This is a genomic window from Bradyrhizobium sp. WSM1743 (genome assembly GCF_000473065.1).
GTDB lineage: Bacteria > Pseudomonadota > Alphaproteobacteria > Rhizobiales > Xanthobacteraceae > Bradyrhizobium.
Map to the genome: position 1 here is coordinate 56,448 of NZ_AXAZ01000019.1, position 19,652 is coordinate 76,099.

Genomic DNA, 19,652 nt, shown 5'->3' on the forward strand with positions numbered 1-19,652 from the left:
CTGCGCGCACGCCTCGTCCTTCGAGACGGCGCTTACGCGCCTCCTCAGGATGAGGCTAAGTAGCGTCAGTGCCTGTTGAAACTGCTGCCGCGCACTCCGCCCTCATCCTGAGGAGCCGCCTAAAAGCGGGCGTCTCGAAGGATGGCCGCAGGGAAAAGCTCTCATACGCGATGGCCCTGCCTGGAGGGGAGGGTAGAGTACGGGCCAGCTCACTAAAGCAGCGACACCAAGCCGCCGCCATGACGTTCGAGCCGGCCGGCGAGCTCGAGCTCCAGCAGCACGGTGCGCACGATCGCGGGCGAGGCGCCTGACATCCGGACGAGATCGTCGATCGAGATCGGGGCCGGGCCGAGCAGGCCCGTGATCTGGTCGCGGTCATGGCTTTGCGGATCGCTTTCGAACGGCTCGCTGTCGGGCTCGCCAACGGGGTGCATCAGCGGCCGCTCCATGATCGGCTGCACCGCGTTGATGATGTCGGCAGCTTCCGTGACCAGCGTTGCGCCCTGCTTGATCAGGTCGTTGGTGCCGGCGGCGCGCGGATCGAGCGGGGAGCCCGGGACTGCGAACACCTCGCGTCCCTGTTCGGCTGCCATGCGTGCGGTGATCAGCGAGCCGGAGCGGTGCGCCGCTTCCACCACGACGACGCCGAGCGCGGCGCCCGAGATCAGCCGGTTGCGGCGGGGGAAATCGCGGGCGCGCGGCTCGTGGCCGAGCGGCATCTCGGAGATCGCAGCCCCCGCGTGATCGAGGATCGCGGCGACCAGGTCGCCGTGCTCGGGCGGATAGATGCAGTCATGGCCGCCGGCGAGCACGGCGATCGTGCCGCTCTCGATGCTGGTGCGATGTGCGGCCTGGTCGACGCCGCGCGCCAGCCCCGAGATGACGACAAAACCGGCTTCGCCAAGCTCACGCGCGAGCTGGCCGGCGAATTTCAGGCCGGCGCCGGAGGCGTTGCGCGAGCCGACGATCGCGATCATCGACCGCATCAAGGTTTTTGTGTCGCCGCGCACGGCAAGCAGCGGCGGCGCATCTTCGAGCGTTGCCAGCCGCGCCGGATAGCCATCCTCGCCGGGCGCGCGCCAGGCGATGCCGAACTTGCGGCTCGCGGCGAGCTCGGCCTTTGCCTCATCGACGCTACAGATGCGGCCCGACCGCGCCGCGCCGCCGCGGCGGGCGAGATCCGGCAGTCGCTCCAGCGCCGCGCGCGGGTTGCCGAAATGATCGACCAACGAACGGAAGGTGCGCGGCCCGACATTGTCGGAGCGGATCAGCCGCAGGCGGTCGATCCGCTCAGCCTCGGTCAGCTCCACGCTTGGGTTAATGGCGTCCACGGCGTCTCCTTGCAGGGACAGCATGGAACAACCTGAGGGCGTTGCGCAACAGGGACGTGCGCTTGCGCGGCGTCGTCCCGATGCTAAAAGCGATGGCAATAAGAAGGATTTTGCCATGATCTCACTCGCCGACCTCCAGCGCCGCATCGAAGCGGGCGAGCTTTCGACTGATGCCGCCATCGCCCAGTCGCACGCGGCAATCGAGGCCAAGGAGAAGGACGTCCACGCCTTCGTCCGTCATGACAAGTCGGCGAAGGCGCAAGGCTCCGGTCCGCTGCGGGGCATCGCGGTCGGGATCAAGGACATCATCGATACCGCTGACATGCCGACCGAGATGGGCTCGGAGATCTATCGCGGCTGGCAGCCGCGCAGCGACGCACCTGTCGTGATGATGCTGAAGCGGGCAGGGGCCACCATCATCGGCAAGACAACCACGACCGCGTTCGCCTCGCGCGATCCGACCCCGACGCGCAATCCGCACAATCTGGGTCATTCGCCGGGCGGCTCCTCCTCTGGCTCGGCGGCGGCCGTTGGCGCCGGCATGATCCCGCTGGCGCTGGGCACCCAGACCGGTGGCTCGGTGATCCGGCCCGCGGCGTATTGCGGGACGGCAGCGATCAAGCCGTCGTTCCGGATGCTGCCGACGGTTGGCGTGAAGTGCTATTCGTGGGCGCTCGACACGGTCGGCCTGTTCGGCGCCCGGGCAGAGGATCTTGCGCGCGGGCTCTTGGCGATGACCGGCCGCAGCGAATTCTCGGATATCACGCCGGCGAAGTCGCCGCGGATTGGCGTGGTCCGGCAGGAGTTCGCGGGCGCGGTGGAGGCTGCGGCCGAGGAGGGGCTGCAAGCGGCAATCAAGGCGGCGATGCGCGCCGGTGCCAGCGTGCAGACCATCGATCTGCCCGAGGCCGTGCAGGAGGCCTGGCGCATCCACCCCATCATCCAGGACTTTGAGGCGCATCGCGCGCTCGCCTGGGAGTTTTCCGAGCGTCACGACGAGATCGCGCCGATGCTGCGCGCCAGTCTCGATGCGACGGTCCACCTGACGCCGAAGGAATATGACGAGGCGCGGCGGATCAGCCGTCGCGGCCGGCGCGAGCTCGGCGAGCTGTTCGAAGGTGTCGACGTGCTTCTGACCTATTCGGCGCCGGGCACGGCGCCGGCCAAGGAGCTCGCGACCACCGGCGACCCCCGCTATAACCGGCTCTGGACGCTGATGGGTAATCCTTGCGTCAACGTGCCGGCGCTGAAGGTCGGTGGCCTGCCTGTAGGCGTGCAGGTGATCGCGCGCTTCGGCAATGATCCGCTCGCGCTTGCGGCGGCCTGGTTCCTGGAGGAGGCGCTGGCGAAATCAGGCTAGCGCCGGTTCGGCGCGAGCTGCCTGTTGATCGCGCGCGGGCGCGTTGCCGCCGACGCCTTGCCCGAGCCAGCGCCCGGCGGCCTCGCGACCGCTCCGGTGCAGCGCGCGAATGAAGCCCCGGCCAAGATCAGTCGATGAGCGCTGCGCCAGGCCGTCAACGGAGTCTTCGGCCGCGATCCTGGAGAGCCGCAACGAAGGCGCAGCATGGGCCTGCGTCCATTCGATCGCCGCGATCTCGGCATTGAGCGCGGCGTTGGCCGCGATCTGGTCGAGCCGGCGGTCGATCGCGGCGAGCGTGATCGGCACGTAGCTGTCGCGCGTCGGCGTGACCTGGACGAGCAGCAGATCGGTCGCCGCCGTTTCCTGCACCAGCCGCAGCAGCGGCGGATTGCCGCCAAGGCCGCCGTCCCAATAGGCTTCGCCGTCGATCTCGACCGCACAGTGGACCAGCGGCGGACAGGTCGAGGCGAGGGCGACGTCGGCGGTGATGGTGTCGTTGCGGAAGATCTGCTGCTGCCCGTCGCGGATCCGCGTTGCCGCGATCAGCAGCTTCGGGCATTTCGCGTCGTGCAAGGCCGCAAAATTGATGTGACGCGACAGCGCCTGCCGTAGCGGATCGAGATCGAACGGATCGAACTGCCCGGAGCGCAGGGTCGGGCCGAACGCGACCGAGCTTCCCGCCGGCGAAAAGCCGCCGATCAGCATCAGCGAGCGGAACGAGGCCTCGTGCATCAGCCGGGTCCAGAACCGGTTCAGCCGCGACCGGGCGCCTTCGCGGCCGCCTTCGGCAAGGCCGCACGCGAGCAACAGCGCATTGATGGCGCCGGCGCTGGCGCCGCTCACGGTGTCGATTGCGATGTCAGGCTCTTCCAGCAGCCGCTCCAGCACGCCCCAGGTGAAGGCGGCAAAGGTGCCGCCACCCTGCAGCGCCAGCGAAAGTTTTCGCGGCGGCCAGCGGTCGGAACGCGCCCGCGCGACCGGTGCAGCCTTGGTGGCCACGATATCGAGCGGAGCGGCGGCTGGCGCGACGGGCTCAGGCTGCGGCGCTGGCCGTGAAACAGGGGTAGGCGCCGGCGGCGGCGCGTCGGACCAGATGTTGGTCGCCGAGAGCAGCCGGCTTGCCGCGGTGCCGGCAGCACTTGGCGAACCATTCCCGTCATGCGCGCCGATCATCTTCTCGCTCATTCTGAGCAACCGCGTAACGCCGTTTCCTGTGTCAGGATGACAGGCATGGAACCCGTTCGCTACTGTTTGCCCCAACTGGTACGAGAGTTGCGAACAGGATTTGGCAGATAATGCGGAAAGGGTGCGGCGGTATCCGTACTTTTTCCGGCTTCACGCCTTCTCGCCGATCCGGCTTTCCTTGCCCGCCTGCAAGCGCTTGATGTTCTCGCGATGCGCGTAGAACAGCAGCAGGGTCAGCACTGCTGCCAGTGCGGACAATGCGAGATGACCGAACCACCACAGGAATATCGGCGTGATGAATGCCGCCACCAGCGCCGAGAGCGATGAGTAGCGGGTGGTGAAGGCGGTCGCCAGCCAAAGCACGCAGAACACCACGGCACCGGGCCAGAACAGGCCGAGCAGGATGCCGATATAGACCGCTACGCCCTTGCCGCCTTTGAATTTCAGCCAGACCGGGAAGAGATGGCCGAGGAACGCGCCGAGCCCGGCCACTATCGCGGCATTGGGGCCTGCGATGTAGCCGGCGATCACCACGGCCACGGTGCCCTTGAGCGCGTCGAACAGCAGGGTGCCCGCGGCAAGGCTCTTGCGTCCCGTGCGCAGCACATTGGTGGCACCGATGCTGCCGGAGCCGATCGAGCGGATATCCTGCGTGCCCGCGAGCCTGGTCAGAATCAGCCCGAACGGAATCGAGCCGAGGAGATAGCCGATGACGAAGGCCACCGGCAAAAATGCTTCAAGCCCCATAGCAGCAGCTCCATGCTGAACTGCAGCGGCGCGGGGAGGTGCACTCCCTCTCCCGCTTGATGTGAATGATGCTCCGGCGTCGGGACTCGGCTCCCTCTCCCGCTTGCGGGGGAGGGCTGGGGTGGGGGTGTCTCCGCGGCGGGGTTGTCGAGAAATGCGGAGGCTGTCCCTGGGTGGCAAGAACCCTCACCCGCCGCGCTCTGCGAGCGCGTCGGCCTCTCCCGCAAGCGGGAGAGGCGAAGCGAGCCCGCGGCCCGACTGGTTCAATCAACAGGCATTCTGCTCTAGACATGCTCATAGACCGTTCGCCCACCGACAATGGTGCGCACCACGCGGCCTGTAAAGCGGGCCTCGTCGAACGGGGTGTTCTTGCAGGGCGATTTGAGATCGGCTGGATCGACCACCCAGGGCGTATCGGGGTCGATCACGATGACGTCGGCCGGGCTGCCGGCGCGCAGGGTTCCGCCCTGCAGCCCGAGCAGCTCGGCCGGCCGGGTCGACATCGCGCGGATCAGCGTCTTCAGTTCCATCTCGCCATTATGCACCAGCCGTAAGCCGGCCGGCAGCATGGTCTCGAGGCCGACGGCGCCGGGTGCGGCTTCCGCGAACGGCAGGCGCTTGACCTCGACGTCCTGCGGATTGTGGTCGGACATGATGACGTCGAGCAGGCCGGAGGCGAGCGCCGCCACCACCGCGCGGCGGTCGTTCTCGGTGCGCAGGGGCGGCGACAGCTTCAGGAACGATCGGTAGGGGCCGATGTCGTTCTCGTTCAACGCCAGATGATTGATCGAGACCGAGGCGCTGACCGCGAGCCCGGCGTCACGGGCACGCTGGAGAATCTCCAGGGAGTCGATGCAGGTCAGCGAGGCCGCGTGGTAGCGGCCGCCGGTGAGCGCGACGAGGCGCAGATCGCGCTCCAGCATCACGGCTTCGGCGGCGTTCGGGATCCCCATCAGGCCGAGCCGGGTCGCGAACTCGCCCTCGTTCATCACGCCTTCGCCGACCAGGTTGGGATCCTCGGTGTGATGCACGATCAGCGCGTCGAAGTCGCGGGCATAGGTGAGCGCGCGGCGCATCACCTGGGCGTTGGTCACGCTCTTGTCGCCGTCGCTGAAGGCGACCGCCCCGGCCGCCTTCAAGAGGCCGAACTCGGTCATCTCCTCACCGTGCATGCCTTTGGTGAGCGCGGCCATCGGCTGGATGTTGACGATCGCGGTGTCGCGGGCGCGGCGCATTACGAAATCGACCGTCGCCGAGTTATCGATCACCGGAGAAGTATCGGGCTGGCAGATGATGGTGGTGATGCCGCCGGTCGCCGCGGCCTGGCTCGCGGAGGCGAAGGTCTCGCGGTGGCTGAGACCGGGCTCGCCGACGAAAGCGCGCATGTCGATCAGGCCCGGCGCCACGATCTTGCCGGAGCAGTTGATGATGTCGGTGCCCTCGGGGACGCCGGCCGCGCCGATGCCGCGGCGGGTCTCGCGGATGGTGCCGTCGGCGATCAGGACGTCACCGATGCCGTCGAAGTCCCTGGAGGGATCGACGACGCGGGCATTGGCGAGCAGGATGGGGCGGCGGTCGGTCAACATCGGCATCACGCGTTCGGCAGGTTGCGGGCGAGCGCGTCCAGCACGGCCATGCGCACGGCGACGCCCATCTCCACCTGTTCGCGGATCAGGGACTGCGCGCCGTCGGCCACGATCGAGTCGATCTCCACGCCGCGGTTCATGGGACCTGGATGCATCACGAGGGCATCCGGCTTGGCGTAGGCGAGCTTCTTCTGGTCGAGCCCGAAATAGTGGAAATATTCCGATGACGAGGGCACGAAGGAGCCGTTCATGCGCTCGCGCTGCAGCCGCAGCATCATGACGATGTCGGCGCCCTCGAGACCCTCGCGCATGTCGCGCGCGACCTCGACGCCCATCCGCTCGATGCCGGGGGGCAAGAGCGTGGAGGGGCCGACGACGCGGACGCGGGCGCCCATAGTGTTCAGCAGGATGATGTTGGAGCGGGCGACGCGCGAATGCAGCACGTCGCCGCAGATCGCGACCACGAGGCCCTCGATCCGCCCTTTGTTGCGGCGGATGGTGAGCGCATCCAGCAGCGCCTGGGTCGGATGCTCATGCGCGCCGTCGCCGGCATTGATCACGGAACCGTCAACCTTGCGCGCCAGCAGTTCCACCGCGCCCGAGGCGTGATGGCGCACCACCAGGATGTCCGGGTGCATCGCGTTCAGCGTCACCGCGGTGTCGATCAGGGTCTCGCCCTTGCGGATCGAGGACGAGGACACCGACATGTTCATGACGTCGGCGCCGAGCCGTTTGCCTGCGAGTTCGAACGAGGACTGGGTCCGGGTGGAGGCCTCGAAGAAAAGGTTCACCTGCGTCCGTCCCCGCAGGACGGTGCGCTTCTTGTCAACCTGGCGGTTGAGCTCGACATATTCTTCGGACAGGTCGAGGAGGCCGCTGATGTCGGCCGCGGAAAGGCCCTCGATGCCCAGCAAATGCCGGTGGCCGAGGACGAAGGTCGATTTCGATGTCATTAAAGCCAGAGCTATAGGCGCGGATGGCGGGGGGAGCAAGGGGCAAAGGCGAGGAAGTGAGTTATCCCCTGATCTGTCTTGCTGTCATTCCGGGGCGATGCGAAGCATCGAACTTGGGGGTGCGCCCTTGCGCACCCGAGAATCTCGAGATTCCGGGTTCGGCTCTTCGAGCCGCCCCGGAATGACAGGGAAGCTTAGATGCGCTCCATCAAGTCAATCTTGATCGCACTTGTAGCAATCAGCTCAATCTCCTCCGCCCACGCCCAATCTCTCCCCGGCGGCTTCGTGTACTTGCGCGACATCGATGCCAGCATCATCCAGGACATCCGCTACGCCACATCGAACAATTTCGTCGGCCGGCCGCTTGCCGGCTACGGCGCCGGCGAATGCGTGGTGAAGCGCGAGGTGGGGCTGCGGCTGAAGGTGGTGCAGGAGGAACTGGCGGCGCAAAATTTGTCGCTAAAGATGTTCGACTGCTACCGGCCGGCGCGGGCCTCGCTCGACATGGTGAGGTGGTCGCAGAACGGTCATGAGACGGCAGCCGAGCGGCGCTACAACCCGAAGATCCCGAAGACCGAGCTGTTCCGCCTCGGCTACATTGCGAGCCGGTCGCAGCATTCCACGGGTGCAGCGCTCGATCTCACTTTGGTCGATCTCAAGGCCGATAATTCCGCCAAATATGATCGGTCGAAGAGCTATGCCGATTGCACGGCGTCGGTCGAGGCGCGGGCCCCGGAGGGCAGCGTCGACATGGGCACCGGCTACGACTGTACCGATGTGAAGGGGCATACCGCCGCAACCGCAATCAATCCGGAGCAGCGCGCCTGGCGCAAGCGGCTGGTGGCCGCGATGGCCAGGCAAGGCTTTGTGAACTATTCGAAGGAGTGGTGGCATTTTTCCCTGCCGGGGGCGGGTGGGGCGGCCTATGATTTCCAGATCCAGCCACGGCGGAACTAAGTCCGATCCGAGGAAGCACCCATGACCCAGCCGAGCTTTGCGACACACGAGGTCTTCAACCAGTCGCCGCCGTTCGAGGATGTCGACCTGTTCGCCACGGACCGGCCGCTGGTCGAGGCGGTCAAGGCTAATGGTGGCGCGGCGGCGGAGCGCGAGCTGTCGGAATTCGGCAGGCACTGGGGCTCTGCCGCGATGGCCGATCGCGGGCGCCTCGCGAACGAGAACACCCCGAAGCTGCGCACCTTCGATGCCAAAGGCAACCGGCGCGACCAGGTCGAGTTTCACCCCTCGTATCACGAGCTGATGGCGCATAGTGCCCACGCGGGCGTACACAATTCGACGTGGACGGCGGATGGAAAGCCTGCTGGCGATGCCGCCGAAGTCATTCGGGCCGCGAAATTCTATATCGCCGCGCAAGTCGAGACCGGCCACCTCTGCCCCATCACGATGACGCGCGCCTCCGTCGGTGCGCTGGCGATGCAGCCCGACCTGCTCGCGCGCGTGATGCCGGTGCTGTCGACCTGGAGCTATGATCCCAGCTTCGCGCCGTGGTGGGAAAAGCGCGGCATGACGCTCGGCATGGGCATGACCGAGAAGCAGGGCGGCACCGACGTGCGCGCCAACATGACGCGCGCGGTGCGCGACGGGGACGGCTATCGCATCACTGGCCATAAATGGTTCATGTCGGCGCCGATGTGCGATGCGTTCCTGGTGCTGGCGCAGGCGGATGGCGGGTTGACCTGTTTCTTCATGCCGCGCTTTGCACCGGATGGTTCGGTGAACGCCATCCAGTTCCAGCGGCTGAAGGACAAGCTCGGCAACCGCTCCAATGCCTCGTCCGAGGTCGAGTTCGTTGGCGCCTATGCACAAGCGGTCGGCGAGGAGGGCAAGGGCATCCGCACCATCATCCAGATGGTGCAGCTGACGCGGCAGGATTGCGCGATTGCGTCCGTCGGCCTGATGCGCTCGGGCCTAGCGCATGCGCTGCATCATGCGCGGCACCGCAGCGTGTTCCAGAAGCATCTGGCCGACCAGCCGTTGATGCAGGCCGTGCTGTCGGACATGGCGCTGCATGTCGAGCCGAGCACAGCGCTCGTGATGCGGCTGTGCCGCGCCTTCGACCGAACGCCGCACGATGCGGCGGAGGCAGCCTATATGCGGCTGCTCACGCCCGCGATCAAATACTGGACCTGCAAGAGCGCGCCGCCGTTCCTCTACGAGGCGATGGAGTGCCTCGGTGGCAACGGCTATGTCGAGGACGGCATTTTGGCGCGCCACTACCGCGAGTCGCCGGTCAATGCGATCTGGGAAGGTTCGGGCAACGTGATGTGCCTCGACGTGCTCCGTGCGCTCTCGCGCGAGCCGGAGCCGGCGATGGCGGTGCTGCAAGCGCTTGCGGCCGAAACGAAGGGCCTGCCGGGGGCCGGTGAGGCGGTCACCTTCATCGGCAAGACTTTTCGCCGCGCCGACGGCGAGCGCGTCGCGCGGCTTGCCGTCGAGAAGCTTGCGCTGCTCGCCGCGGCTGCCGCGCTCAACGGCGTGTCGCCGCGTCACGCCGATCTGTTCGCCGCGACACGCCTCGCGACCAACCATGCCAGCATGTATGGCGCGGTCGAACTCGACAGCGGCGACGTGCGCGCGCTGCTGGAGCGGGCGCTGCCGTGAGTGTTTATCACGTCATTCCGGGGCGGTCCGAAGGACCGAACCCGGAATCTCGAGATTCTCAGGTGCGCAATTACGCACCATAGTTCGATGCTGCGCATCGCCCCGGAATGACGGTGAAGTTCTAACGAAAGCCTTCTGATGGACATCCTCAATCCCGACCATCCGCCTCTCGTCATGACGCCAGCGGAGCACGTGCCACGTGTCTGGAAGTTCTGGGGCACGGCGCTGTGGGGCCTCTTCATCTTCGTCGCGATGTTCGTCGGGCAGATCGGCGCCGTCGTTCTGCTGGCGGCGCTCCGTGGTCTTCCCATGGACCTCGCCTCGCTCCAGCTCGTCGGCCATGAGCCCCAGACGCTCGCGCTTTCGGTCATCATGGGCCTGCCGGCGACGCTTCTTGCGGTCTGGCTCGCCATCCGCATCAAGAAGGCCTCCTTTATCGATTATCTCGCGCTGCATTGGCCGTCCTGGAAGCAGCTGCTGTTCGGCGCCGTCGGCCTCATCCTGATCGTGCTGGTCTGGGAGACGATGTCGCGCGCACTCGGCCGTGAGGCGACGCCGGGCTTCATGACCGATCTGCTGAAATCGGGCCGCGACAAGGGCGCCGCGCTGTTGCTTCTGTTCGCCTTCAGCGTGGCCGCGCCGATGTCGGAAGAGGTTCTGGCCCGCGGCTTCCTCTATCGCGGCTGGTCGGCGAGCTTCCTGCGCGCATCAGGCGCGATCCTGCTGTCGTCGCTGGTCTGGACGATCGTGCACCTGCAATACGACATCTACTTCCTTGCCGAAGTCTTCACCATCGGCCTGTGGTTCGGCTACATGCGCTATCGCTCCGGCTCGCTCTGGCTCACCATCGCGCTCCATGCGCTGAACAATCTGACCGCGGTGGTGCTGACGATGTGGGTGGGAAGCTGAGAAGCCTCACACTCCGTCATTGCGAGCGAAGCGAAGCAATCCAGCGTCTTTCCGCGTGGCGCGGTCTGGATTGCTTCGTCGCAAGGGCTCCTCGCAATGACGAGGTAAAAGAGGTCCGCGCGCAATGACGAGGTCTAAGCCGCCAGCGCGATCGCCACCGGCATCGTGATCGCCGCCAGCATCGTCTGCAGCGTGATGATCTGCGCCAGCAGCGGCGCATCGCCGCCCATCTGGCGGGCGAGGACATAGGCGCTCGACGAGGTCGGCACCGCCGAGCAGATCGCAACGATCGCCAGGCTCTCGCCCGACAGGCCGAACCAGACGGCAAGCGCGAGGGCGAGTGTTGGCATCAGCACCAGCTTGAAGGCGACGCCGATCGCAGCGGCAGCGCTCGGACGCAGCAGGCCTTCCAGATGCAGCCCCGCGCCGGTGACCAGCAGGCCGATGGCGAGCGAGGAACGGCTGAGCGCGTCGGCAACCTCATGCCAGAGCTTTGGCAGCGGCAGGTGGGTGACATTGATGAAGAGGCCGATCGCGCAGGCCCAAATTAGAGGATTGCGCACCAAGGTCATGACGATGGCAGGGCCGGATTGCTTCTCGGGCGATGCGTAATGGGCAAGCACCGCGACGCTGAACACGTTGACCAGAGGAATGATCGCGACCATCGCCACTGAGGCGAGCGCCAGCCCGATGTCGCCGAACATGTTGGCGGCCACCGACAGCCCGACGAAGGTCTGCCAGCGCGTCGCGCCCTGGAAGATCGAGGTGAAGGCAGGGCCGTCGATACCGAGCCGCGAAAGGGCGGGGCGCAGCGCGAGGCACAGCAGCGACATCGCGAGCGCCGACAGCAGCAGCGCGCCGCCGACGCCGGCGACCGGCACCTTGGAGAGGTCCGCCTTCACCAGCGTCTGGATCAGCAGCATCGGAAAAAGCACGAAATAGGTCAGCCGCTCAAGCCCGTGCCATTGCGTGTCGAGCCGCATCAGGCTGCGCTTGAGCACGACGCCGAGCACGATGAGTATGAAGACCGGCAGCAGCGCCGCGACGACGACGGCCATGGATCAGTCGATCCCCGGGCTGGCGCGAAGATTGGCGAGGCGGTCGAGCGCGCCTTGCAGGATGAAGATCGCGGCATGCTCGTCGATCACCTCGGCGCGCTTGGCACGGCTGACGTCCATGCCGATCAGCTCGCGCTCGACCGCCGCGGTCGAGAGGCGCTCGTCCCAGAGACCGATGGGAAGCGCGGTCAGGCCGGCAAGGTTGCGCGCGAAGGCGCGGGTGGATTGCGCGCGCGGGCCCTCGCTGCCGTCCATGTTGATGGGCAGGCCGAGCACGAAGCCGGCCGCCTTGCGCTCGGCCGCGATCGCTAGAAGACGGGCGGCGTCCTGCTTGAACGCCTTGCGGGAGATGGTCTCGACGCCGGTTGCGAGCCGCCGGTCTGGATCGGACACGGCGACGCCGATGGTCTTGGTGCCGAGATCGAGTCCGACCAGCGCGCCACGCGGGGGCCAGTGGGTTGCAGCTTCGACGAGAGGCAGGATAAGAGCCGGCATGGTGTTAGCGCATATCACGCGTCACGCTGCGGAGTGAACCCGGAACATGGATGCGCTGACATTATTCGGCCTGTTCGCCGTCACGGCGAGGCTGGTCACTTACGCCCTGGAGGATCGCAGCCACTGGTTCGTGCTGATGTTCGCCGCATCCTGCGCGCTCGGCTCGGCCTACGGTTTCCTTCAGGGCGCCTGGCCATTCGGCCTGGTCGAGGCGATCTGGTTCGTCGTGGCGCTGCGGCGGTGGCACCTGAAGGCGATGGGAAGAGGCGCGTGAGAATGATAGCGCACGAATGCAACGATCATTTGTGGCAAATCTCAGAACGATCGGCAGCGACCGGCGGTCCGAACCGCGCTGCAACCTTGGCGCAGATTTTCAGGCGCCGACCACGTCCAATATTCGCCCAGTTATTTGAGAGGTCATGATGCTTATCAAGCCAAGCCTGATCGCGGGCTCAGAAAGGCGATTCAAGCAAGCCGAGTTCTCACCCGATGCCTTGAACCGAAAATTGGGTGACGGCCCGATCGAGCTGACCGCTGAAAAGATACGCCAGCGCCAGCGCCAGCTCCTGGCCGAGACGCAGGACGTGCAAGCGGCCGAGATCGGCCTGGAGCGGATCCTCCAGGGCAATGATCTCGACAGCATCAATTATCTCGCCAAGGGGACGGCCGCCTCGCGCTCGGTCTGCCGCATTCAGCTCAGGGACCTCAAGTCGAATCTGCTCGGCTATGGCTCGGGCTTTCTGATCGGCCCCGGCCTGCTGCTGACGAACCATCATGTCTTCGGCAGGCCGGCCGACGCAGCCAATTCGATCGCCGATTTCAATTACGAATTGGACGTTTCGGGACAGGAGCGTGTGCCGGTGCGATTCGGATTCGAGCCGGGCAAATTCTTCTACACCAACGACAGGCTGGATTTCTCGATCGTTGCCGTGGCGCCGACCTCGCTGTCAGGCCACGAGGAGCTCGAGGATTGGGGATGGCTGCCGCTGAGCGGCGCGCCCGGCAAGGCAGACCCGGGCGAGTATCTCACCATCATCCAGCATCCCAGCGGGCAGATGAAGCAGGTCTGCGTCCGCGAGAACAAGATGCTCAAATATGTCGGCGACTTCCTCTGGTACAACACCGATACGACCGCCGGGTCGTCAGGGTCGCCGGCGTTCAACCGCTTTTGGCAGGTGGTCGCGCTGCACCACAGTGGCGTTCCCCGGAAGGATGGGCAGGGCCGCACCCTGACCAAGGACGGCAAGGTGTGGAAGCCGTCGATGGACGAATCCTCGATCGACTGGATCGCCAACGAAGGCATCCGGATCAGTGCGATCGTCGCCGATCTCAAGGTTGCGGTTGGATCTCATCCCTTGATCAGGCCGGTGCTCGACGAGGAGGAACCGCCGGTCCGGGACGAGGTCGCGAAAGTCCGGCCGCCGGCCTCCGCGCCGCCTGCTTTCGGTGCCAACGCCTGGGTCGAGCAATCCCTTGACGGGACCTCGCTCGTCGTTCCGATCCGCGTGCCATTGCCGATGTTCAGGACGGAAATTCCGATGCCTCCGCTCCCGCCCGTGCCGGGACCGGCGGGAGGTAACGGACGAGCACCGAACGGCGGGATGCAGAACGGCAGCAAGCCCTTGATCGCCCCACCGGCGGGCCTCTTGCCTCACATCAGTGCGAAGAACGGCCTGCCCATGGAGGCCGTGCATATCGATCAGAGCACGCTGAAATCGCGTCCCGGATACAAGGCGAATTTCCTGGGCACCGGCAAGTTCGCAGTGCCCTTGCCGAAGATCCCGGCCGCCCTCAGGTCCCACATCGCGATGCTGAAGGGAAGCTCCAAGCAGTCCGAGCTGAAATATTTCAACTACAGCGTCGTCATGAACAAGGCGCGCAAGCTCGCCTTCTTCAGTTGTGTCAATATCGACGGCGGCGAGCAGCAGGACGTCGGCAAGCGGGAAGGCGATTCCTGGCTGCGCGATCCGCGCATCGACGACGATGCCCAGATCGGTGATGAGTTCTACCGAAAGCAGGCCACTTTCGAGGCCGACCGCAGCAAGAATCCGTTCGACCGCGGTCATCTCGTGCGCCGCCTCGATGCGACCTGGGGCGACACCGTCGCCGCGGCCAAGCAGCATGGCGACGATTCCTTCCATTTCACCAATTGCTCGCCGCAATTCTTCTCGTTCAATCAGGGCAAGCAGCTCTGGGCGGGATTGGAAGATTACACGCGCGATGTCCTGCTCGAAGGCGAGGAGAAGGGCATCGTCATGAACGGTCCGGTGTTCGACGGACCGGATGCCGACGGATCCGATCTGCCCAATCCGGCCGGCCGGCCGCACAAGGATCCGAGCTTCGGCGGCGTTCAAATCCCGAAATATTTCTGGAAGATCCTGATCCGCCGCAACGAGGATGACGACGCGCTCAAGGCGGCGGCATTCCTGATGAGCCAGCGAAAGCAGGTCATGGAGATCGACCGCATCCAGGAGGCGGATCTGCTCGAGCGGATGTCCGAGGAGGACGTCAGCGTCTTCCAGGTCTCGGCCGCGGACCTCGCGAAATTGACCAAGCTCGACTTCGGCAATCTCGCCGACGCAGACTCGCATGAGGCGACCTCGGTCGGCCCGCGGCGGATCGAATCCTATGAGGATATTCGGATCTAGGACTTTGCCTCACGGAGCAGGGCAGTGCAATCGCGTTTGAGAGTGATTGCCCTGCTCCATCCTTCGAGACGCTCGCCTGCGGCGAGCTCCTCAGGATGAGGACGGAGTGCGCGGCGGCGGCTTCAACGAACGCCGATGCCGACGAGCCTCATCCTGAGGAGACCCGCGGAGCGGGTCGTCTCGAAGGACGAGGCGGGCGCTCAGGCCGCTCCACAACGCCATATGCGATGGTCCTGCAGAGTAGCGGCACGGCGCGGCATCCGGGTGAGGGCAGCAGCGCGTTCTTATCGGCATACTGCAAGACCTCACCCGGCTTCCTCCGAGCAGGGGTCAGCGGATCGCGATCGGGTTGATCATCGCTTGCACGCCGCCGGTCCAGCGCGGCTGTCCCAGCACGAACAGGAATTCGTAGCCCTTGTCTCTGGCGAGCGCGGCGGTGTCCATGTTTTCGAGGATGTAGGTCCCGTTCATCGCGAGCAGGATCTGGTGCACCTCGAACACGGTCTTGCCTTCGAACGGCAGCACCTCGAGACCCCAGGTGTCGGCACCGACTGCGACGACGCCCTTGCCGGTCAAGTACTTCGCACCTTCGACGCCGAGACCTGGTTCGCCGGCCGAGTAACGCTTGTCGTCTTTGCCGATCAGGCTGAGCCAGCCGGTGTGGAAGATGACGACGTCGCCCTGGCGGATCTCGACGTTCTGCTGCTTGGCGGCTTCCTCGATCTCCTTGACGTTGAAGGCGGTGCCTTCCTTCACCACGTCGGTCTTGAAATAGGCGGCCATGTCGAGCAGCACGCCGCGCGTGACCATGGGTGGCACCTTCTCGATGCCGAGCTTCTTCAGCCCGTTGGGATCGGCGAAATCGGCGAGCTTGTTGCCGTTATAATAGACGTGCTCGACGCCGAGATGGCCGAGCCCGTCGAGTTGGCTGCCGATGCCGACCCAGGTGTCGAGGATGTCGTCGTTATAGGTGGCCTTGTTCGGACCGAGACCCGGGCTGCCGGCCTGTCCGGGCTGCACGATGGTGAGCTTGAAGGTGCGCGGCGGATAAGCGGGCGTCTGCGGCGTGACGGGAATGCCAAGGGCATAGGTCTTACCGGTCTTCACCAGCGACGCCGCCTTCACCACCAGCTCGGGCGTCATGTAATTGGCGGCACCGATCTCATCGTTCGGCCCCCATTTCGATTTGGTCCAGTCCTGTGCGCTTGCAGTTCCTGAAATCGCCGACAACGCGGCGACACAGCACAACACGAGCGTATTGCGCATCGATAATCCTCCCGATGTTTTGGCTTCGTCTATGGTTTCGCGCTGGCCAGTCGCTCATCCTAACGTAGAAGGAGCGCGGGCTTCAAAGCTTTTCGAAGTGCTGCGCTGCGATGGCAGAACGCAGCGCGGATCAATTCAAACGCGATAGATTTGTGACGAATTTCGTGACGTGGAACGTTTGCGTCGCGTCAGGCCGCGATGACGTCCTCGTCCTTCTTCAGGCACGCGACAAAGCCTTGAAGCGCGCTATATTGATGTCCGGCGCTGCGCTGGATGAAAAGCGTCTCCGCGCGGGCATGCGACGGGCTGAGCGTGTGGATGGAGACACTGCCGTTCATCGCACTGCGCTCCACGACGGCGCGCGGCAGCAGCGTCACGCCCATATCGGCAGCGACGCAGCCGATCATGCCGTCGAGCGTGCCGAGCTCGAAGCGTGCGGCCGACGGCCAGCCGAACTCGACGAACACCTGCTCTAGCCGCTGACGGTAGGTGCAGCCGGTGCGGAAAACCAGTGCGGTCGGGCCTGACTCCGGCGTGCCGGCGCGCAGCTCGGCGAGCGAAGCCCAGCGTCGTGCGCTGACCAGCACAAGCTCCTCGCGGAAGGCACTGGTCGCGGTAAGATCGGCATGTGCGATCGGGCCTGCGACGAAGGCACCGTCGAGCGTGCGTTCGAGCACGCCGGCGACGAGGTCGGCCGTGGTTGCGGTGCGCAGGGAGAGGCGCACGGCCGGGAAGCGGCGGTGGAAATCGGCGAGCAGCGGCGGCAATCGCACGGCTGCCGTTGTCTCCATCGAGCCGATCGCGAGCGGTCCTTTCGGTTCGCCATCGTCGCGCGCGGCGAGCAAGGCTTCGCGCGACAGCGCCGCCATCTTTTGCGCGTAGGGGAGGAGGCGCTTGCCAGCGCCGGTCAGCGTCATGCCACGGCTGTGGCGCTCGAACAGCGGCGTGCCGATCTCCGCCTCCAATGCCTTCACACGCTGGGTGACGTTCGATTGCACGGTGTTGAGCTCTTCGGCGGCGCGGGTGATGCCGCCGGTGCGGGCAACGGCGGCGAAGGTCTTGAGGTCGCTGAGTTCCATGGCGTCGTTCCGCTTCTGAGATGGCAGCGTTCGTAACAATTCATTTTTCGAGAATGCTAGCCGCGCCTAGTCTCGCTGTCCAGATCGGGGAGGAGCCATGCCGATTGTGACGCCGCTGACCACGCTGCTGGAGATCAAGCATCCGATCCTGCTGGCGCCGATGGATGTCATTGCCGGCAGCCGGCTGGTCTCGGCCGTGAGCCGCGCCGGCGGCTTCGGCATTCTCGGCGGCGGCTATGGCGAGCGGGCGTGGCTGGAGCAGGAAACGGCGAAGCTCGCTGGTCTGCGTGCATCGTTCGGGATCGGCTTCATCACATGGAGCCTCGCGAGAAAGCCCGAGCTTCTCGACGTGGCGCTCGGCGCAAAACCATCCGCGATCATGCTGTCGTTCGGCGATCCCGCGCCGTTCGCGCCAAAGATCAAGTCTGCCGGCGCGCGCCTGATCTGCCAGGTGCAGGACGAGGCGATGGCGCTACAGGCGCTCGATGCCGGCGCCGACATCCTGATCGCGCAAGGGACGGAGGCGGGTGGTCATGGTGCTTCGCGCTCCACGATCGATCTCGTGCCTGCCATCGTCGATCTCGCCGCGGGGCGCGTTCCCGTGGTGGCGGCCGGCGGAATCGCCGACGGGCGCGGGCTCGCCGCCATGATGATGCTCGGCGCGAGCGGCGTGCTGCTCGGCACGCGTTTCTATGCGAGCCAGGAGGCCGACGGCGCGGAGGAGGCCAAGCGGCGCATCTGCGCGGCGAACAGTGGTTCGACGCTGCGCGGCATCATCTTCGATCTGTCCCGCAACAATGTCTGGCCGGCGCCGTTCACGGGACGGTGCCTTGTCAACGACCACGCGCGGCTCTGGATCGGGCGCGAGGTCGAGCTGATGCAGAATGTCGCCGCGGTCGCGGCCGAGTATGCGGCGGCAAAGGCCGCCGGCAATTTCGATGTCGCGGCCGTGATCGCGGGCGAGGCGGTCGGGCTGATCCATGATATTCCACCCGCGGCGGAGATCGTCGAGCGGATTGTGGTTGAGGCCGAGCAGTTGCTTGCCGGGCGGAGAAATTCGGTGACAGCGGCGTAGACTTTTTACCCTCCCCTGGAGGGGGAGGGTCGCTACGCATGTAGCGAAGCGGAATGCCTAGCGGGGTGGGTGATCTCTCCACACGAGCAATTTCTCTGCGGAGAGACCGTCACCCCACCCCGCTCGCGCTACGCGCGATCGACCCTCCCCCTCCAGGGGAGGGTAAGGACCAACGAGAGAGAACAAACCATGTGGCCTGACCGTCGACTGATCGATCTCTTCAAGACCGAATTCCCGATCGTGCTGGCGCCGATGGCGGGCGTGATGGATGCGGAGCTGGTGATTGCGGCTGCGCAAGGCGGAGCGCTGGGCTCGCTGCCGTGTGCGATGATCTCGGCGGAGAAGGCGCGCGAGCAGGTTGGTCTCATCCGCCAGCGCGTGAAGGCGCCGGTCAACATGAACTTCTTCTGCCACACGCCGGTCGAGCTCACGACGGAAGCCGATGCGCGCTGGAAGCAGCGGCTCGCGGGCTATTACACCGAGCATGGTCTCGATCCCTCAGCGCCGATCACTGCTGCGAACCGCGCGCCATTCGATGCGGCGTTCTGCGAGGTCGTCGAGGAGCTGAAGCCGGAAGTCGTCAGCTTCCATTTCGGCCTGCCGGAGCAAACGCTGCTGAGGCGCGTCAAGGCGGCCTGCTGCCTCATCATTTCCTCCGCGACGACGGTGAAGGAAGCGGTCTGGCTGGAAGAGCGCGGCGTCGACGCGGTGATCGCGCAGGGCGCCGAGGCGGGCGGCCATCGCGGCATGTTCCTGACCGACAAAATCGCCGAGCAGCCCGGCACCTTCGCGCTCGTGCCGCAGGTCGCCGATGCCGTGAAGGTACCGGTGATCGCATGTGGCGGCATTGCGGACGGGCGCGGCATTGCCGCGGCCTTCGCGCTCGGTGCCTCCGGCGTGCAGATCGGCAGCGCCTACTTGCGCTGTCCGGAATCCAAGGTCGCGCCGGGAGGCCGCAAGGCACTCGCCGAGGCGGACGACGAGTCCACCGTCATCACCAATGTCATGACCGGCCGGCCGGCGCGCGGCGTGCAGAACCGCCTGATGCGCGAGGCGGGGCCGGTCTCGCCGGATGCGCCTCCCTTTCCCCATGCCGCGACCGCGCTGGGGCCGCTGAAGGCCGCTGCCGAAAAGCAGGGCAGGGTGGATTTCACCAATCTTTGGGCGGGACAGGCGATTGCCCTGGGCCGTGAGGTCCCTGCGGCCGAATTGACCCGCGATCTCGCCAAATCGGCGCTGGCCCGCCTGAAGGCGCTGGCCGGATAGGTGGGAAGCGCCGGTTGCGGCGCAAAACCGGCCTCTGCTATACGGCACGTAGGATTTGCCGTGAGAGGCCTT

17 protein-coding genes are annotated in these 19,652 nt (G+C 65.8%); 8 read left to right on the forward strand and 9 right to left on the reverse strand.

Annotated features, from left to right (window positions below; genetic code table 11):
- Positions 1 to 212: 212 nt before the first annotated feature.
- Positions 213 to 1,355 carry a DNA-processing protein DprA gene (gene dprA, locus YU9_RS0115285; RefSeq protein ID WP_036017293.1) on the reverse strand — a complete coding sequence of 381 codons (1,143 nt, stop codon included), beginning with the start codon at positions 1,353 to 1,355 and terminating at the stop codon, positions 213 to 215.
- Positions 1,356 to 1,446: 91 nt separating this feature from the next.
- Between dprA and YU9_RS0115290 the strand changes: the two genes are divergently transcribed.
- Positions 1,447 to 2,691 carry an amidase gene (locus tag YU9_RS0115290; RefSeq protein WP_027573630.1) on the forward strand — a complete coding sequence of 415 codons (1,245 nt, stop codon included), beginning with the start codon at positions 1,447 to 1,449 and terminating at the stop codon, positions 2,689 to 2,691.
- Here YU9_RS0115290 and YU9_RS0115295 read toward each other — a convergent pair.
- From YU9_RS0115295 to YU9_RS0115310, 4 genes are all read right to left on the reverse strand, one after another.
- A complete protein-coding gene (locus YU9_RS0115295; RefSeq protein ID WP_027573631.1) occupies positions 2,683 to 3,876 on the reverse strand; it encodes a patatin-like phospholipase family protein in 1,194 nt (397 codons plus the stop codon). The two genes, YU9_RS0115290 and YU9_RS0115295, sit on opposite strands and share 9 nt — an antisense overlap.
- A gap of 150 nt (positions 3,877 to 4,026) precedes the next feature.
- Positions 4,027 to 4,623 (reverse strand): glycerol-3-phosphate 1-O-acyltransferase PlsY, encoded by a 597-nt coding sequence (gene plsY, locus YU9_RS0115300; RefSeq protein WP_027573632.1) that lies wholly within the window; start codon positions 4,621 to 4,623, stop codon positions 4,027 to 4,029.
- Positions 4,624 to 4,907: 284 nt separating this feature from the next.
- A complete protein-coding gene (locus YU9_RS0115305; RefSeq protein WP_027573633.1) occupies positions 4,908 to 6,209 on the reverse strand; it encodes a dihydroorotase in 1,302 nt (433 codons plus the stop codon).
- Between the two features lie 5 nt (positions 6,210 to 6,214).
- Entirely contained in the window at positions 6,215 to 7,162 is a 948-nt protein-coding gene (locus YU9_RS0115310) for an aspartate carbamoyltransferase catalytic subunit (RefSeq protein ID WP_027573634.1), read from the reverse strand.
- Between the two features lie 198 nt (positions 7,163 to 7,360).
- Between YU9_RS0115310 and YU9_RS0115315 the strand changes: the two genes are divergently transcribed.
- The 3 genes from YU9_RS0115315 to YU9_RS0115325 all read left to right on the forward strand — a co-directional run bounded on the left by YU9_RS0115315 (position 7,361) and on the right by YU9_RS0115325 (position 10,693).
- A complete protein-coding gene (locus YU9_RS0115315) occupies positions 7,361 to 8,119 on the forward strand; it encodes a M15 family metallopeptidase (RefSeq protein WP_027573635.1) in 759 nt (252 codons plus the stop codon).
- 21 nt (positions 8,120 to 8,140) lie between these two features.
- Positions 8,141 to 9,784, forward strand: a complete 1,644-nt coding sequence (locus YU9_RS0115320; RefSeq protein ID WP_027573636.1) for an acyl-CoA dehydrogenase family protein — start codon at positions 8,141 to 8,143, stop codon at positions 9,782 to 9,784.
- A 138-nt stretch (positions 9,785 to 9,922) separates the two neighbouring features.
- Entirely contained in the window at positions 9,923 to 10,693 is a 771-nt protein-coding gene (locus YU9_RS0115325; protein WP_027573637.1) for a CPBP family intramembrane glutamic endopeptidase, read from the forward strand.
- 134 nt (positions 10,694 to 10,827) lie between these two features.
- On the opposite strand, the gene YU9_RS0115330 is transcribed toward YU9_RS0115325, so the two are convergent.
- Together YU9_RS0115330 and ruvX are read right to left on the reverse strand one after the other, a co-directional pair.
- A complete protein-coding gene (locus tag YU9_RS0115330) occupies positions 10,828 to 11,751 on the reverse strand; it encodes an AEC family transporter (protein ID WP_027573638.1) in 924 nt (307 codons plus the stop codon).
- A gap of 3 nt (positions 11,752 to 11,754) precedes the next feature.
- Positions 11,755 to 12,246 (reverse strand): Holliday junction resolvase RuvX, encoded by a 492-nt coding sequence (ruvX, locus tag YU9_RS0115335; RefSeq protein ID WP_027573639.1) that lies wholly within the window; start codon positions 12,244 to 12,246, stop codon positions 11,755 to 11,757.
- A 46-nt stretch (positions 12,247 to 12,292) separates the two neighbouring features.
- Between ruvX and YU9_RS0115340 the strand changes: the two genes are divergently transcribed.
- Both YU9_RS0115340 and YU9_RS44610 read left to right on the forward strand, forming a co-directional pair.
- The gene (locus YU9_RS0115340; RefSeq protein ID WP_027573640.1) at positions 12,293 to 12,520 is read left to right on the forward strand and encodes a hypothetical protein; all 228 of its coding nucleotides are present in this window, start codon (positions 12,293 to 12,295) and stop codon (positions 12,518 to 12,520) included.
- A gap of 145 nt (positions 12,521 to 12,665) precedes the next feature.
- The gene (locus YU9_RS44610) at positions 12,666 to 14,894 is read left to right on the forward strand and encodes a DNA/RNA non-specific endonuclease (RefSeq protein ID WP_051380398.1); all 2,229 of its coding nucleotides are present in this window, start codon (positions 12,666 to 12,668) and stop codon (positions 14,892 to 14,894) included.
- Positions 14,895 to 15,224: 330 nt separating this feature from the next.
- On the opposite strand, the gene YU9_RS0115350 is transcribed toward YU9_RS44610, so the two are convergent.
- Entirely contained in the window at positions 15,225 to 16,160 is a 936-nt protein-coding gene (locus YU9_RS0115350; protein WP_027573641.1) for a cyclase family protein, read from the reverse strand.
- Between the two features lie 188 nt (positions 16,161 to 16,348).
- Positions 16,349 to 17,239, reverse strand: coding sequence for a LysR family transcriptional regulator (locus tag YU9_RS0115355; protein ID WP_027573642.1), 891 nt, complete (start codon positions 17,237 to 17,239; stop codon positions 16,349 to 16,351).
- Positions 17,240 to 17,336: 97 nt separating this feature from the next.
- On the opposite strand from YU9_RS0115355, the gene YU9_RS0115360 reads away from it, so the two are divergent.
- Positions 17,337 to 18,314, forward strand: a complete 978-nt coding sequence (locus tag YU9_RS0115360) for a nitronate monooxygenase family protein (RefSeq protein ID WP_027573643.1) — start codon at positions 17,337 to 17,339, stop codon at positions 18,312 to 18,314.
- A gap of 189 nt (positions 18,315 to 18,503) precedes the next feature.
- Positions 18,504 to 19,580 carry a nitronate monooxygenase family protein gene (locus YU9_RS0115365; protein ID WP_027573644.1) on the forward strand — a complete coding sequence of 359 codons (1,077 nt, stop codon included), beginning with the start codon at positions 18,504 to 18,506 and terminating at the stop codon, positions 19,578 to 19,580.
- Positions 19,581 to 19,652: the final 72 nt, after the last annotated feature.

Excerpts from the sequence above, each read along its gene's own strand:
- YU9_RS44610 (WP_051380398.1), top strand. The coding sequence starts at position 12,666 with ATGATGCTTATCAAGCCAAGCCTGATCGCGGGCTCAGAAAGGCGATTC.
- YU9_RS0115355 (WP_027573642.1), bottom strand. The coding sequence starts at position 17,239 with ATGGAACTCAGCGACCTCAAGACCTTCGCCGCCGTTGCCCGCACCGGC.
- YU9_RS0115295 (WP_027573631.1), bottom strand. The coding sequence starts at position 3,876 with ATGAGCGAGAAGATGATCGGCGCGCATGACGGGAATGGTTCGCCAAGT.
- dprA (WP_036017293.1), bottom strand. The coding sequence starts at position 1,355 with ATGCTGTCCCTGCAAGGAGACGCCGTGGACGCCATTAACCCAAGCGTG.
- YU9_RS0115320 (WP_027573636.1), top strand. The coding sequence starts at position 8,141 with ATGACCCAGCCGAGCTTTGCGACACACGAGGTCTTCAACCAGTCGCCG.
- YU9_RS0115350 (WP_027573641.1), bottom strand. The coding sequence starts at position 16,160 with ATGCGCAATACGCTCGTGTTGTGCTGTGTCGCCGCGTTGTCGGCGATT.
- YU9_RS0115290 (WP_027573630.1), top strand. The coding sequence starts at position 1,447 with ATGATCTCACTCGCCGACCTCCAGCGCCGCATCGAAGCGGGCGAGCTT.
- YU9_RS0115315 (WP_027573635.1), top strand. The coding sequence starts at position 7,361 with ATGCGCTCCATCAAGTCAATCTTGATCGCACTTGTAGCAATCAGCTCA.
- YU9_RS0115360 (WP_027573643.1), top strand. The coding sequence starts at position 17,337 with ATGCCGATTGTGACGCCGCTGACCACGCTGCTGGAGATCAAGCATCCG.
- YU9_RS0115365 (WP_027573644.1), top strand. The coding sequence starts at position 18,504 with ATGTGGCCTGACCGTCGACTGATCGATCTCTTCAAGACCGAATTCCCG.
- YU9_RS0115325 (WP_027573637.1), top strand. The coding sequence starts at position 9,923 with ATGGACATCCTCAATCCCGACCATCCGCCTCTCGTCATGACGCCAGCG.
- YU9_RS0115330 (WP_027573638.1), bottom strand. The coding sequence starts at position 11,751 with ATGGCCGTCGTCGTCGCGGCGCTGCTGCCGGTCTTCATACTCATCGTG.
- YU9_RS0115340 (WP_027573640.1), top strand. The coding sequence starts at position 12,293 with ATGGATGCGCTGACATTATTCGGCCTGTTCGCCGTCACGGCGAGGCTG.
- YU9_RS0115310 (WP_027573634.1), bottom strand. The coding sequence starts at position 7,162 with ATGACATCGAAATCGACCTTCGTCCTCGGCCACCGGCATTTGCTGGGC.
- YU9_RS0115305 (WP_027573633.1), bottom strand. The coding sequence starts at position 6,209 with ATGTTGACCGACCGCCGCCCCATCCTGCTCGCCAATGCCCGCGTCGTC.
- ruvX (WP_027573639.1), bottom strand. The coding sequence starts at position 12,246 with ATGCCGGCTCTTATCCTGCCTCTCGTCGAAGCTGCAACCCACTGGCCC.
- plsY (WP_027573632.1), bottom strand. The coding sequence starts at position 4,623 with ATGGGGCTTGAAGCATTTTTGCCGGTGGCCTTCGTCATCGGCTATCTC.